We start from the raw sequence: 13,467 nt of genomic DNA, 5'->3' as shown, positions 1-13,467 counted from the left end.
AACGAGGGCTACATCCGATGAGCAAACGCGCGCTGCAAATCGCCACCGCGATTCTCGCGGCCGTTCCGACCATCACCGGCGTGCTCGGCATGATGGGGATCGGCGATCCGCTGTATGCGTCGCTCGGCGTCAGCATGCCGGCCGACGCGACCCTCGACAGCAACCTGCGCTTCTATGCGGGGGTGTGGCTCGGACTCGGGCTCGCCGCGTTCTCCGTGATTCCTTCGATCGAGCGGCAAGGCGTGCTGTTCCGCGCCTTGTGGGTGATGATCTTCATCGGCGGCATCGGCCGGCTGATCTCGTTCGCCGCGCTCGGCATGCCGTTCCCGCCGTTCGTGGGGTTCACCGTGCTCGAGATCGTCGGCGCGCCGTTGTTCATCTGGTGGCAGCGCAAGGTCGCGGCAACGGCGGTCTGACGTCATCGGCGGCAACCGTTCCATCGGGACGGATCGTCGGCATATCGATTAGTTTTGCTGAGTAAGTAATCAACATGCCGCTCGATGAAACGAAACGAACAGGAATCAATGGTCGAATTGAGATTCACCGAGGCGCGGCCGTCGGACGCGTTGATGCATCGAGCGATGCAGGGCGAGGTTCAGGTGTGGCGCGCGCATCTCGACGAAGCGGGTTCGTATCTGAAGCGCGACTGCCTGTCGCTCAGCGAGCACGAGCGGGCCGCGCGGATGCGGTGGAGCGCGCATCGCGAGCTGTTCGTGTTCGCGCGCAGCATGCTGAGGGTCGTGCTCGGCGCCTATCTGGATGTCGATCCGGTCAGGCTGGTGTTCGACGTGGAGGCGGGCGGCAAGCCCGTGCTGTTCGGTCGCGATCTGCAGTTCAGCCTCAGTCATGCGAACGGCGGCGTTCTGCTTGCGATCACCGGCAACCGCCGGGTGGGTTGCGATCTGGAATCCGTCGAGCGGCGGGTCGACCTCGATGTGCTGGCGAGCGCGTCGCTGACGCAGGCGGAGCGCGACGATTTCGGACGCACGACGCTGTCGGCGCGCAAGGCATGGTTGCTGCAGATGTGGACCCGCAAGGAGGCGGTGCTGAAGGCGCAGGGCGTCGGCATCGGCCGCGATCCGCGCGAGCTGGCGGTGCGCTGGCCCGTCGTGGCGCCGGCCTATGGCGAGTGCGTCGATGGCGCGCAGCGCTGGGCGGTCCTGGATGTCGCGCTGGGGCCGCAGTGGCTGGCGTCGGTCGCAATGGAGCGGGAGGCCGCCGACGTGCGGTGTTTTTGTCTGGGGTGGTGAGATCCGCGCGCCGGAATCGGTGCGCGGGTGTCGTATCGCGAATCTGAACGAAAAAAAAGAGGAAACCTGTTACTCATGTCGATCTTCAACGATGCAGTGTCCCGGGCGCGCCGGATCGCGCACCGGGTTCGCGCGCGTGCGTTCGCCGCGCTGGTGGTCGCGGGTTGCGCGCTGCTCGCGCCCGGCCAGGCCGCGCACGCCGGTACCGTTACCGACGCTTACGCGGCCACCCGCTACCCGATCATCCTGGTCCACGGCCTGACCGGCACCGACGATTACTTCGGCGTGCTGCCGTACTGGTACGGGATGCAGTCGGATCTGCAGCAGCACGGCGCGACGGTGTACGTCGCCAACCTGTCCGGCTTCCAGAGCGATCTCGGCCCGAACGGGCGCGGCGAGCAGTTGCTCGCGTACGTGAAGCAGGTGCTCGCGGTCACGGGCGCGCGGAAGGTCAACCTGATCGGCCACAGCCAGGGCGGACTGACCGCGCGCTACGTGGCGGCCGTCGCGCCGAATCTGGTCGCGTCGGTCACGTCGATCGCGACGCCGCATCGCGGTTCGCAATTCGCCGACTTCGTGCTGGCGGCGCTGAAGCTCGATCCGACCGGCCTGTCGACGCCGATCTTCGGTTCGCTGCTGAACGTGTTCGGCATTCTGACGAGCAGCACGCACAACACCAACCAGGATTCGATCGCCGCGCTGAACGCGCTCAGCACGTCCTATACCGCGCAGTTCAACCAGCTGTTCCCGAGCCCGGGCCTCGGCCGCGCCGGGTCGTGCACGACCGGCGCGGCGAGCGAGACCGTCGCCGGCAATACGCATCTGCTGTATTCCTGGACCGGCAGCGCATACCAGCCGATCTCGCTGTTCGGCATCGTCACGGGCGCGCTCGATACCAGCGTGATCCCGCTCATCGATCCCGCCAACGTGCTCGATCCGTCGACGCTCGTGTTCCTGACGGCGGGCAACGTCATGGCGCTGCAGGGCGCGGGCCAGAACGACGGCTTCACGTCCGTCTGCAGTTCGCTGTACGGCACGGTGATCTCGACCGGCTACAAGTGGAATCACTTCGATGCGATCAACCAGCTGTTCGGCATTCGCGGCGCGTATGCGGCCGATCCCGTCGCGGTGATGCGTACCCAGGCCAACCGCCTGAAGGGCGCGGGCATCTGACGCGCGCGCCGGAATCGGAGGGTCGCGGCGGCCCTGCGGCGGGACGGCTCGGGATGCAGCCCATCAATCTGGACGATTAACGTGACTTCGAGCAACGGCGATCAGGCGGACAACGCGAACGGACGGCACGGCCAGGCCGTCCATCTGCAGCCCGCGCGGGACATCTGGCCGATCCTCCTGATGGTCACGGTCCTGGTGTGCCTGGTGATCGTGAGCCTTGCCGTGGTGTCGTTCCTGCGGGTCTACATCGGGGGCGAGAGCACCTGGTCGAAGTCGCAGAAGGACGCCGTCATCTATCTGAGCCGCTACGCGGAAACGGGCGACGCGGGGGCTTACCTCCGCTACGAGGAGGCGATCGGCAAGCCCGTCATGTTCGCGCTGGCGCGCAACGCGCTGCAGCGCAAGCCGCCCGATCGCGTCGCCGCGCGCCACGCGATGATCGAAAGCGGCATCGATCCCGCCGATGCGACGGCGGCGGTCTGGCTGTTCCCGGCGCTCAGCTGGATCACGAAGGTCAACTACGCGCTGCAGTGCTGGACCCAGGCGGACATGGAGCTGACGGAGTTCCGCGCGATCGCGCGCGAACTGCGCGTGCTGATCGAGCGCGGCGATCTCGGCGACCCGAGGATCAAGGCGCTCGAACACCGGATCTGGAACATCAACGAACGCGTGTCGCAGCTGCCCGACCTGTTCTCGAAATCGCTGAGCGCCGAGTTCCGTTCGAGCGTCGTCCTGCTGCTGGTGTGCTATTTCGCGGCGTCGCTGTTCCTGATGTATCTGGCGATCGTGTGGGCGCGCCGGCTCGCGCTGCAGCGCCTGTCGATCCAGAACGCGCTCGACAGGAGCGAGGCGCGCGCGGAGGCGGCGCTCAGTTCGGTGGCGGAAGCCGTGATGACCGTGAGCCTGTCGAAGCAGATCGATTCGATCAACAAGGCGGCCGAGCAGCTGCTCGGGTACGCGCACGCCGACTGCGTCGGCGCGTCGATGCCGAACGTGCTCGTCCTGATCGACAAGGAGACGGGGCAGGGCGTCGATATCGTCGACGAGTACTGCGCGCAGGACGAGCGCGCGCCGCTGAAGCGCGAGGTGCATCTGCTGCGCCGGGACAATTCGAAGATCGTCGTGCAGACGCTGATCTCGGAGATGGGCGACAGCGTGCACGGCCATGTCGGCTACGTGCTGATCCTGCGCAACATGACGCGCGAGCAGCAGTTCCTCGAGAGCCTCGCATGGCAGGCGACGCACGACGTGCTGACCGGGCTCGTGAATCGCGTGGAGTTCGAGCGGCGCCTCGAACTGGCGCTGCTCGACGCGGAGCGCGGCGGGGAGACGTCGGAATCGATGCTGCTGATGCTCGATCTCGACCGCTTCAAGGAGATCAACGACACCTGCGGCCACGCGGCGGGCGACGCGATGCTCCGCGAGGTCACGCAGCGCTTCCAGAGCTGCCTCGACGACGAGGACGTGCTCGCGCGGCTCGGCGGCGACGAGTTCGGCGTGCTGCTGCCGAGCGGCGCGGGATCGTGGCCGTCGAAGAACAAGGCGGAGCGGCTGCGACGCAGCCTCGAGGATTTCGTGTTCCCGTGGGAAGGCGAGCGCTTCACGGTCAGCGTCAGCATCGGCGTGCTGGAGCTGGGCAAGGCGCCGCAGAACCTGGAGAAGGCGATCAAGCTCGCCGACATCGCGTGCTACATCGCGAAGGAGCGCGGCCGCAACCGCATCCAGCTGGCGGATCCGAGCGATCTGCAGCAGGCGCGCCACGTCGGCGACGTGCAGTGGAGCCGGCGCATCAAGACCGCGCTCGAGACCGACGGTTTCCGCCTGTACGTGCAGCCGATCGTGCACACCTGTCCGCCGGACGCCGCGCCCGAGCGCGCGGAACTGCTGCTGCGAATGAGCGGCGACGCGGGCCAGGACATCTCGCCCGCCGCGTTCCTGCCGGCCGCCGAGCGCTACGGGCTGATGGGCATGATCGACCGCTGGGTGATCCGTACCGTGTTCCGCAAGCTGAGCGCGCTGGCCGCGCGCGAGTACCGCGAATACAACGTGAACCTGTCGGGCGCGTCGGTTTCCGACGAGCGCTTCCTCGAATTCGTCGTCACCGAGCTGCTGAGTTCGGGGCTCGATCCGTCGGTGATCTGCTTCGAGATCACCGAGACGATCGCGGTGAAGAACCTCGAACTCGCGTCGCGCTTCATGAGCGAGCTGCGCGCGGTCGGCTGCCGGTTCGCACTCGACGATTTCGGCGCGGGCATGTCGTCGTTCCGCTATCTGCGCAACCTGCCGATCGACTACCTGAAGATCGACGGCGAGTTCGTGTCGAACATGCTGGCGGACCCGGTCAGCCACGGCGTGGTAAGCGCGATCAACGAGGTCGCGCATTCGATGCGCTGCGGCACGGTTGCCGAGCACGTCGAGTCGGACGGCGAGCTGGACGCGCTACGCGCACTGGGCATCGATTTCTATCAGGGTTATTTCTTTGCGAGACCTTCGCCGTGGCGCGAGGGAGGGTACTGAGGTGGGCGGGTAAATTAATCCAAGGAGAGAAAATTGCACATTCCATTCGAACGAGAGGGCGATTTGATGGATATCGGCAGCTATCCGCACTGGCTGCAGGATATGGTCGGCGCGGTGCGGGAAGCGCGCGACCGGGTCCGTTTTCACGAGGTCTTCACGCTGATGCGCGACGGGCGGCTCGCGCCGCATCAGGTGCGGGCGTTCTTCGTGAACGGCTGGCCGGTCGTCGAACAGTTCCCGAAGTACATGTCGCTGAACCTGCTGAAGGCGAACGGCGAGCACTCGCTCGGCGACGAGAAGGCGCGCCGCTACCTGATCCGCAATATCCGGGTCGAGCTGAATCACGTCGAGTACTGGGCCGACTGGGCGGATGCGTGCGGCGTCGAGCGCCGCCAGCTGTCCGACGGTGATTGCCCGCCCGCCGCGCTGGCGCTGAGCCACTGGTGCTGGAAGAGCAGCAGCGCGGATTCGCTCGCGGCCAGCATCGCCGCGACCAACTATGCGATCGAAGGCGTGACCGGCGAGTGGAGCGCCGACCTGTGCCGCTCGGCGCTCTACGAACAGCTGTTCAGCAGCGACGAGCGCGGCCGCGCGATGCGCTGGCTCAAGCTGCATTCGAGCTACGACGACAAGCATCCGTGGGAAGCGCTCGACATCGTCGCATCGCTGCTCGGCCATTCGCCGAGCGCGGAGCAGGTGCGCGACGTATCGGCGGGCGTGGAGCGCAGCTTCCGCTACTTCGAGATGAGTCTCGGCTGCTGTCTCGACGCGTGAGCGATGACGGGAGCGCCGGTGCGCGTCCCCGAAAGTGTGAAAATTTCCGAGAAAGGTAACAGACCGTCACGGGTCCGCGCGGGCGCGTCAAGCTGGGTATACTGTCCCCGCCCGGAGCCATGGAGCGCTTCGGCCCTTTTCATTCTGAGCCCGAATACGCATGAAACGTCACCTGTTTGCTTTCCTCGCCGCAGCGGCGGTATCCGTGTCGGCCCACGCGCAGACCGCGCCGGTCGATGTGGTCAAGAGTGCCGTCGAAGGCACCGTCAGCGCGATGAAGACGGACCCGGCCGCCCGTACCGGCGACATGGCGAAGATCACGCAGGTGGTCGAGGCGCGCTTCCTGCCGGCGACGAACTTCGAACGCACGACGCGGATCGCGGTCGGCGATGCGTGGAAGCAGGCGACGCCGCAACAGCAGCAGGAGCTGTACAAGCAATTCAGGATCCTGATGACGCGTACCTACGCGGCCTCCCTCGCGCAGCTCGGCAGCCAGGACGCGAAGTTCTCGTTCAAGGCGGGCGGCACGAGCGGCGCCGACGCGCTGGTGCAGTCGACGGTGACGACGCCCGGCGACAGCCAGTCGGTCGGCTACCGGCTCGGCAAGGTCGGCAACGACTGGAAGATCTACGACATCGACATGTCGGGCGCGTGGCTGATCCAGGTGTACCAGGGGCAGTTCCGGGGCCAGCTGTCGCAGGGCGGCATCGACGGCCTGATCGCGTTCCTGACGAAGCACAATGCGCGCGTGAACTGAACGCGCCGCGAGCAGAAAAAAGGGCACCGCGAGGTGCCCTTTTTGCATGGGGCCGCCGGCGACGCGGCGCCTCCGCCTTCATCGCCGCCGGTGCTCCACCGCGAACTTGATCAGCTCGGCCTGGCCCTCGATGCCGAGCTTGCGCTTCAGGTTCAGCCGGTGCGTCTCCACCGTGCGCACCGACAGGCCGTTGCGCAGCGCGATCTGCTTGCTCGACAGGCCCTGCGCGAGCGCATCGAGAATGTCGCGCTCGCGCGGCGTGAGCCGGTCGAGCGGAGACGCCGCCGCGTTCGCATGGATCATCCGCGCGGCCAGCCCTTCGCTGAAGAACGTCTGGCCGGCCAGCACCGCGCCGATCGCCCGCACGATCTCGCTCGCGGGCGAGTCCTTCAGCAGATAGCCGCTCGCGCCCGCGCGCACCGCCTGCGTCACGTATTCGAGGTTGTCGTGCATCGAGAGCATCAGCACCCGGATCGCCGGGAAGCGCTCGTGAAAGATGCCCGCGAGCGTGATGCCGTTCATCCCGTTCATGCCGACGTCCATCAGCGTCAGGTCCGGCTCGAGCGCTTCGGCGAGCGCGAGCGCTTCGTCCGCGTTGCCGGCCTCGCCGATCACGCTGAGTCCGGGCGCGGCCTCGAGCCGCATTTTCAGGCCGTCGCGCACGAGCGGGTGGTCGTCGACCAGCAGCAGCCGGGCGTGGCGCGTCTCGGAGAGGGGAGCGTTCATGAGTCGATTCCGGGTGAGGCCGTCGCGGCGGACAACGGGACGCGCGCGGCGACCACGGTATGTCCGACCTGCGACGCGATCCTGAGGGTGCCGCCGAGCGCGTCGAGGCGCTCGCGCATGTTGCGCAGGCCGACGCCGCCGCGCGCGTCGGCCTGTGCGCGCTCGGCGTCGAAGCCGCGGCCGTTGTCGGCGATCGTCAGCGTGACCGCCTGCGCGGATACGTCGAGCGTGACGGCGGCGCGCGACGCGTGCGCGTGCGTGACGAGGTTGGTGAGCGCTTCTTGCGCGATCCGGAACAGCGCGGTGTTGACGGCGGCGGGCAGCGGCGCCGCGCCGGTGTGCGCGACCTGCGTGAAGCCGAGTTCGACGCCGGTCTCGCTGCCCAGTTCGCGCACCAGCTGATCGAGCGCGGCCGCGAGACCCAGATCGTCGAGCATCGAGGGCCGCAACGCATGCGAGATCCGCCGCACTTCGCGCAGCGTGTCGCCGAGCCGCGCGACGCCCTTCGACAGCGCGGCCTCCGCCTCGGGTTGCCGCGCGGGGCCGCGTTCGAAGCGCGCGAGCGCCGATTCGAGCATCAGCTTCGCCGACACCATCATCTGGCTGATCCCGTCGTGCAGCTCGCGCGACAGGCGCGCGCGCTCGTGTTCCTGCGATTCCACGACCTGCTGCGCGAGGCGCTTGAGCTTCGCATCGGCGCTGCGCGATTCGCTGACGTTCAGCACCAGCGCGCACAGCGCGATCGCGGCGGCGCCCGCGAGCGCGATCGCGCTGATCCACGTCATCGTCCGGTCGATGTTCGCCGACGCGCGCTGGTCGATGCGCGTGAGCGCGGTGTCGACGTCGTCGAGATAGATGCCGGTACCGAGCATCCAGCCCCAGCGCTCCAGCGCAACCACGTAGCCCAGCTTCGGCGCGAGCCGCCCGGTGGACGGACGCTGCCACACGTAGCGGACGTAGCCGCCGCCGCGCGAGGCCGCGGCGATCAGTTGCTGGATCGTCAGCGCGCCCCGCGGGTCGCGCAGCGACCAGAAATTGTGGCCGACCCGCTCCGGCTCGCGCGGATGCATCAGCGAATTGCCGCGCAGATCGTAGACGAAGAAGTAGCCGTCGGGGCCGAAGTCCATCTTCTGCAGCATCGCGAGCGCCTGGCTGCGCAGCATCGCGTCGTCGCGCGCGTTGTCGCGGCCGGCGTCGTAGAGCGGCTTGATCGCGCTGGTCGCGAGTTCGACGTAATGCCGGAGTTCCCCTTCCTTGCTCGACAGATACGCGGCCTGGATGGTCGCGTGCTGCGCGCGTGCGAGCGCGGTCGCCTGCTGCCGCACGCCGAAGCCGATGCCCGCGATCGCGATCAGGAACGGCACGATCGCAAGCAGCAGGATCTTCGCCTTCAGCCGCATCATGCGTGCTGCCCGAGGCTCGCCGCGTGCGCGAGGAAGCGCGCCGCGCGCGGATCGCGGACGTGCGCGACGTTGAGGCGCAGCCAGGGCGTCGCTTCGCCGCCGGGCCGGTAGTCGCTGCCGGGCGCGAGCCGCAGGCCGAACGCGGCCGCGGCGGCGGCAAGCCGCGCGGAGTCGTCGACGCCGGGCACCCGGGCCCATACGAACAGGCCGCCGCCCACCGTGTCGTAGCGTACCCAGCCCGCGTCGCGAAGCTGCGCGGCCGCGCCCGCCTGCGCGTCGTCGACGCGCCGTCGCAGCCGTTCCAGATGCTTGCGATGCGTGCCCCGTTCGAGCAGCGTGGCGACGATGCTTTCGGCGAGCCGCGTGCCGCCCATGCTGGTGAGCGCCTTCACGTCGACCAGATGCTTGACGAGATCCGCGCGCGCGCAGAGATAGCCGAGCCGCAGCGACGACGACAGCGTCTTCGAGAATCCGCCGATGTAGATCACGCGATCGAGCGGGTCGAGCGCCGCGAGCCGCTGGGTGGGCGCGGCCTGGAAATCGGCGTACACGTCGTCCTCGACCAGGGAGAAATCGTGTTGCTGCGCGAGCTGCAGGAGCCTGAACGCGATCGGCGGCGCGATGCTGGTCGCGGTCGGATTGTGCAGCGCCGGGTTGACGAAGAAGAGCTTCGGACGATGCCGCTCGAGCAGCGCTTCCAGCGCGTCGAGATCCGGGCCGTTCGCGCGGCGCGGCACGCCGACGACGCGAATGCCCTGCAGCTTCAGCAGGCCGAACAGGTTGAAATAGCCGGGATCCTCGACGAACGCGGTGTCGCCGGGCTTCAGCATCAGCCGGACGACGAGGTCGAGCGCCTGGGTCGCGCTCTGCGTGACGAGCACCTGCTGCGCGGTGGTGTCGATGCCGAGGGGGGCGAGGCGCTGCGCGATCAGCTCGCGCAGCCGGGCGTCGCCTTGCGGCGGCGCGTAGTCGATCAGGCAGGCGGGATCGCTACGGATGACCTGGCGCACCGTCTGCGCGATACCTTCGACATCGCGCCACGCGGCCGGCACGCCGCCGTTCGACAGACCGAGCAGATCGCTGCCCGCCGGGTCGAACTGCCTGAGGATGTGGCTCGACTCCTCTTCGGCGACGCGCGGATCGGCGCCGCCCGCCGCGCGGTCGCGGTTGTCGACGTGGCTCGTCACGTAGAAGCCCGAGCCGTGCTTCGGCTGGATCAGCCCGCGCGACGCGAGCCGGTCGTAGGCCTCGATGACCGGGAAGCGGCTGATCCGCTGCTCGGCCGCCAACTGCCGGATCGACGGCAGCTTCACGCCGACCCGCAGATGGCGCGAGCGGATCAGATCCTCGATCTGGCTCGTCAGCTGTTCGGTCAGCGGCGCGCCGCTGCCGGGGTCGAGCGCGAGTTTCATCCCGCCTCCCTCGTCGAAGTGTTTGCCGAAAATCGCCGAACAGTTTGTACCGATTGTTCGGTAGTGTTCATTTCATCGCGCGCATTCTAGCGGAATAATGGTTTCGTGCAGTTGCCGCTGCGTCTCGTTGCCGATGAGGTTTCGTTCGTATCCGGCGGCAGGCCGTGACGAACCGCCGGCCTTGCGATGCGCGTCTCGCGCACGGCGCGATCGGTATGCCGCGACCGCGACCGCCGGACGGGATGGGGCGGGCGGGAGATCCGGCGACGCGCGTCGAGCCGTGGCCGGGCGAGCCGCGCCGGCTGCCGGCGGGGCTCGCGATCGGCGCGGGCCGGCACCGATCACGCGGCGCGCCGCTCACCCCTGCGAAAAAGAAGGATCAAGACGATGTCACTGTCCGGTTTCGGCGCGGCGTTTGCCGTCTATCTGATCGGCACCGCGAGCCCCGGCCCGGCCAATCTGGCCATCGCGCATGCGTCGCTGAACCACGGGCGCGCGCCGGGCCTGTCGCTCGCGGCCGGCGTGATCTGCGGGTCGATGTGCTGGGGGGCGATGGCGGCGGCGGGCGTGTCGGCGCTGCTGATGTCGGCGCCGGCGTGGCTGGCGTGGCTGAAGCTGGCGGGCGCCGCCTACCTGCTTTGGCTCGCGTATCGGACGGTGCGCGCCGCCTGGTCGGCGCGCGATCCGTTGCGCGCGCCGGGCGGTTCGCGCAGCGGTAGCCGCGCGCGGTTCTATCTGCAAGGGCTCGGGATTCACCTGACCAATCCGAAGGCGGTGCTGAGCTGGCTGACCGTCACGACGCTCGGGCTGGGCGCCGCGACGCCGCCGTGGGTCGCGTTCGCGCTGGTCGCGGGATGCTGCGCGCTCGGTTTTTGCGTGTTCGTGGCTTATGCGCTGGTGTTTTCGTCGCAAGCGGCGGGGCCGGTGTTCGCGCGAATCCGCAAGCCGTTCGGCGTGGCGTGCGGCGCGTTCTACTGCGCGCTCGCGGCGGGGTTCGTGCTGTCGCTGACCTGAGCGCCGGCGCGGGCGGCGGGTTCGGACTAAGATGCGAGCTTCCCTCTCGCCGAACCCGAAGGTGCATCGATGAGCTACATCCCCCAACTTGCGGCCGTCGCCGGCGTCATGCTGCTGGCCTGCGCCAGCCCCGGTCCCGACCTGATCGCCGTCACCTCGCACGCGCTGGCCGGGCGCCGCCCGGGCCTTTACGCGGCGCTCGGCATCGCGACGTCGCACGCGGTATGGGCGATGCTGGCGGTGTTCGGCCTCGGGCTGATCCTGGCCGAGTTGGCGTGGCTGTACGGCGTGATCAAGATCGCGGGCGCGGGCTACCTGATCTACCTCGGGGTGAAGACGCTCGCGGGGCTGCGCAAGCCGGCGGACCGGATCGACACCGGCGCCGCGCCGGTGCGGGGGCCGCTGCAGGCCTATCGGCGCGGCATCTTCGTCGGGTTGACCAACCCGAAGGCCGTCGCCTTCTTCGGCAGCCTGTTCGTGACCGTGCTGCCCGCGCATGCGCCCGGCTGGGTGCATGGCGCGACGGTCGCCGTGGTGGCCGCGATCTCCGTGACCTGGTTCAGCGCGATGGCCGTCATTTTTTCCACCGAGCGGGTGCAGCGCGGCTACCACCGGCTGCGCAAGCCGATCGACGCGGTGATGGGGTCGTTGCTGATCGGCCTGGGCGCGAAGCTCGCGATGGACCGGTAGAGCGGTCCAGGGCATCGACCGGGGTATCGCGGCCGCGCGTCACACGCGGTCCAGCCGCTCCAGCAAGAGCGCCGCGCCGGCTTCGCCGGTGGCCGCGCCGGCCCATAACCGCCGGGCCAGATTCCGGTGCATCGCGACGGCGTCGGGCGATGTGGTGATCGTCGCGATGCCGGTGCGCAGATTCGGCAACTGGCCCAGCCTGAACGGCGACGCGGCCACGTAAGTGTCGCCCGAGCCCTCGCACATCTGAAAAGTCTCGCCGGGCAGGCTGTCGGCGACGACGCCGATTCGCCATTCCGCCGGCGCCGCGCGCATCAGTTCGACGAGCCGCGCGACTTCGCGCCGCGCGGCGAGCTTGCGCTCCAACTGGACGCCGGGCGGCAGCCCGAGGCGTCCCACCATCCCGTGATGCAGGAACTGGTCGATCTGCGGCAGTCCGACGAGCGTCGTCAGCTGCGGCCGCGTGCGCGCGAACGCGGCCTTGCGTTCCGCAAGGATCGCCAGCACGTGCTCGACGAGGCGCTGCCATGCGGCATCGGCGCGCGACGGCGGCGTGCTTTCGATCAGCATCGCGCGCAGCGTTGCATCGTAGCCGTCGGACGTCAGCAGGAACGAGAACGGATCGAAGTGCGCGACGATGCGCGTCGAGCGCAGTTCCAGCTGACGCATCCGTTCGAAATAGGCGATGGCGGAATCGTGATACTCGACCTCGACGCCGAGCAGGTTCGCGAGCGAGACCCCGAACAGGACGGCAAGGCGTTCGAGCGTCTCGATCTTGACGATCTCGCCGCGTTCGAGCTTGTAGACGGCGGCCCGCGACAGGCCGAGCCGCTGTGCGACGTCGTCGCTGCGCAAGCCGGCCGCCAGACGGTACGCATGCAGCCGTTCGCCGATGTCGACGTAATTGAAGCGCGGGCCGGGCGGCGGCGCGGCGGCGTCGGTCATGACGCCGTTCCGTGCGGCCGCGACGAGGGCCGGCGCACGGCGTCTTCCACCTGGGCGGCGATGAAGCGATAAACGTCGTCGAGATCGGCCGTCACGCGCGTGCCGGCCGGCGCTTCCGCGAAAGCGGAGTGAGGACCGACACACATCAACGGTTTGGCGAAGCGGGTGGCGAGCCGGATCTCGTCGAGCGTGCCGCGGCTGCCCGGCAGCGCGATCACGATGTCGCTGGTCAGCACATTCACGTAGTTGCGGTTCAGCGCGGCATCGGGGGCGTCCGTTTCCTTGCGGGGCAGCGGCGTGAGGATCGGGAGATCGATGTACGGATTCGGATAGCCGGCGCACGGCACGAAGCCGGACGCGGGGTCGGCTTCGGTCGGCACGATGCCGATCGAGCGCCCGGCGCGCGACGGCGTGGCGGCAAACGCCCGCGCGCAACTCAGCATCACGCCGCGCCCGGCGCCCGTCAGCAGGTCATGGCCGTGCTTCGCGATCCAGGTGCCGAGGGGGACGGCAAGCTCCGGCCACTCGGCGGTACCGGAGCCCATTACGCCGATGATGGTCATCAGGGTGCCTCGTGGCCGGTGTCCGGCGCGGGAAATGGATGTTTTTTATTATACCGGTTGACTCTGAGATCCATGAAATCGAAGTTTTATGCGCATAAACTTCTTTTTGTCGCCTATTTTGTCTAAAAAAATAGATGGTGTGCGCTAGCCGATCGGCGGAGAGGCGAACTGATCGACAGAGAACAGGCGTGTGCGGGCTTCGGGCCGTCGGAGGCGCGGGCCGGACGGCATCCGGCTCGCGTG

13 protein-coding genes are annotated in these 13,467 nt (G+C 68.4%); 8 read left to right on the top strand and 5 right to left on the bottom strand.

Annotation, left to right across the window (positions count from 1 at the left end; genetic code table 11):
• Positions 1 to 17 precede the first annotated feature (17 nt).
• The 6 genes from RZR99_RS07675 to RZR99_RS07650 all read left to right on the top strand — a co-directional run bounded on the left by RZR99_RS07675 (position 18) and on the right by RZR99_RS07650 (position 6,471).
• Positions 18 to 416 carry a DUF4345 domain-containing protein gene (locus RZR99_RS07675; RefSeq protein WP_323119146.1) on the top strand — a complete coding sequence of 133 codons (399 nt, stop codon included), beginning with the start codon at positions 18 to 20 and terminating at the stop codon, positions 414 to 416.
• Between the two features lie 108 nt (positions 417 to 524).
• Entirely contained in the window at positions 525 to 1,250 is a 726-nt protein-coding gene (locus tag RZR99_RS07670) for a 4'-phosphopantetheinyl transferase family protein (protein WP_323119145.1), read from the top strand.
• 75 nt (positions 1,251 to 1,325) lie between these two features.
• Positions 1,326 to 2,423: an esterase/lipase family protein gene (locus RZR99_RS07665; protein ID WP_323119144.1), complete on the top strand. Its 1,098-nt coding sequence runs from the start codon at positions 1,326 to 1,328 to the stop codon at positions 2,421 to 2,423.
• 180 nt (positions 2,424 to 2,603) lie between these two features.
• Positions 2,604 to 4,940, top strand: coding sequence for a putative bifunctional diguanylate cyclase/phosphodiesterase (locus tag RZR99_RS07660; RefSeq protein ID WP_323119207.1), 2,337 nt, complete (start codon positions 2,604 to 2,606; stop codon positions 4,938 to 4,940).
• Positions 4,941 to 4,973: 33 nt separating this feature from the next.
• Positions 4,974 to 5,714, top strand: coding sequence for a TenA family transcriptional regulator (locus RZR99_RS07655; RefSeq protein ID WP_323119143.1), 741 nt, complete (start codon positions 4,974 to 4,976; stop codon positions 5,712 to 5,714).
• 160 nt (positions 5,715 to 5,874) lie between these two features.
• On the top strand, positions 5,875 to 6,471 hold the full coding sequence (locus tag RZR99_RS07650) for an MlaC/ttg2D family ABC transporter substrate-binding protein (protein WP_323119142.1): 597 nt from the start codon (positions 5,875 to 5,877) through the stop codon (positions 6,469 to 6,471).
• A gap of 78 nt (positions 6,472 to 6,549) precedes the next feature.
• Here the strand turns inward: RZR99_RS07650 and RZR99_RS07645 are convergent, their stop codons facing one another.
• The 3 genes from RZR99_RS07645 to RZR99_RS07635 are packed head-to-tail and all read right to left on the bottom strand — an operon-like array spanning position 6,550 to position 10,012.
• Positions 6,550 to 7,197, bottom strand: coding sequence for a response regulator transcription factor (locus RZR99_RS07645; RefSeq protein ID WP_323119141.1), 648 nt, complete (start codon positions 7,195 to 7,197; stop codon positions 6,550 to 6,552).
• Positions 7,194 to 8,597 carry a cache domain-containing protein gene (locus RZR99_RS07640; RefSeq protein WP_323119206.1) on the bottom strand — a complete coding sequence of 468 codons (1,404 nt, stop codon included), beginning with the start codon at positions 8,595 to 8,597 and terminating at the stop codon, positions 7,194 to 7,196. The genes RZR99_RS07645 and RZR99_RS07640 overlap by 4 nt, the downstream gene beginning before the upstream one ends.
• The gene (locus RZR99_RS07635) at positions 8,597 to 10,012 is read right to left on the bottom strand and encodes an aminotransferase-like domain-containing protein (protein ID WP_323119140.1); all 1,416 of its coding nucleotides are present in this window, start codon (positions 10,010 to 10,012) and stop codon (positions 8,597 to 8,599) included. Before RZR99_RS07635 ends, RZR99_RS07640 begins: the two co-directional genes overlap by 1 nt.
• 387 nt (positions 10,013 to 10,399) lie before the next feature.
• Between RZR99_RS07635 and RZR99_RS07630 the strand changes: the two genes are divergently transcribed.
• Both RZR99_RS07630 and RZR99_RS07625 read left to right on the top strand, forming a co-directional pair.
• Complete coding sequence (locus RZR99_RS07630) at positions 10,400 to 11,026, top strand: LysE family translocator (protein ID WP_323119139.1); 627 nt, start codon at positions 10,400 to 10,402, stop codon at positions 11,024 to 11,026.
• Between the two features lie 69 nt (positions 11,027 to 11,095).
• Positions 11,096 to 11,716, top strand: coding sequence for a LysE family translocator (locus RZR99_RS07625; protein ID WP_323119138.1), 621 nt, complete (start codon positions 11,096 to 11,098; stop codon positions 11,714 to 11,716).
• A gap of 39 nt (positions 11,717 to 11,755) precedes the next feature.
• On the opposite strand, the gene RZR99_RS07620 is transcribed toward RZR99_RS07625, so the two are convergent.
• Positions 11,756 to 12,661, bottom strand: coding sequence for a helix-turn-helix transcriptional regulator (locus tag RZR99_RS07620; RefSeq protein ID WP_323119137.1), 906 nt, complete (start codon positions 12,659 to 12,661; stop codon positions 11,756 to 11,758).
• Positions 12,658 to 13,224, bottom strand: coding sequence for an SLOG cluster 4 domain-containing protein (locus tag RZR99_RS07615; protein WP_323119136.1), 567 nt, complete (start codon positions 13,222 to 13,224; stop codon positions 12,658 to 12,660). The genes RZR99_RS07620 and RZR99_RS07615 overlap by 4 nt, the downstream gene beginning before the upstream one ends.
• Positions 13,225 to 13,467: the final 243 nt, after the last annotated feature.

The organism is Burkholderia alba (genome assembly GCF_034721475.1).
Classification (GTDB): domain Bacteria; phylum Pseudomonadota; class Gammaproteobacteria; order Burkholderiales; family Burkholderiaceae; genus Burkholderia; species Burkholderia alba.
The sequence above is the reverse complement of the archived record's forward strand: the minus strand, read 5'-3'. Positions and strand labels throughout refer to the sequence as shown.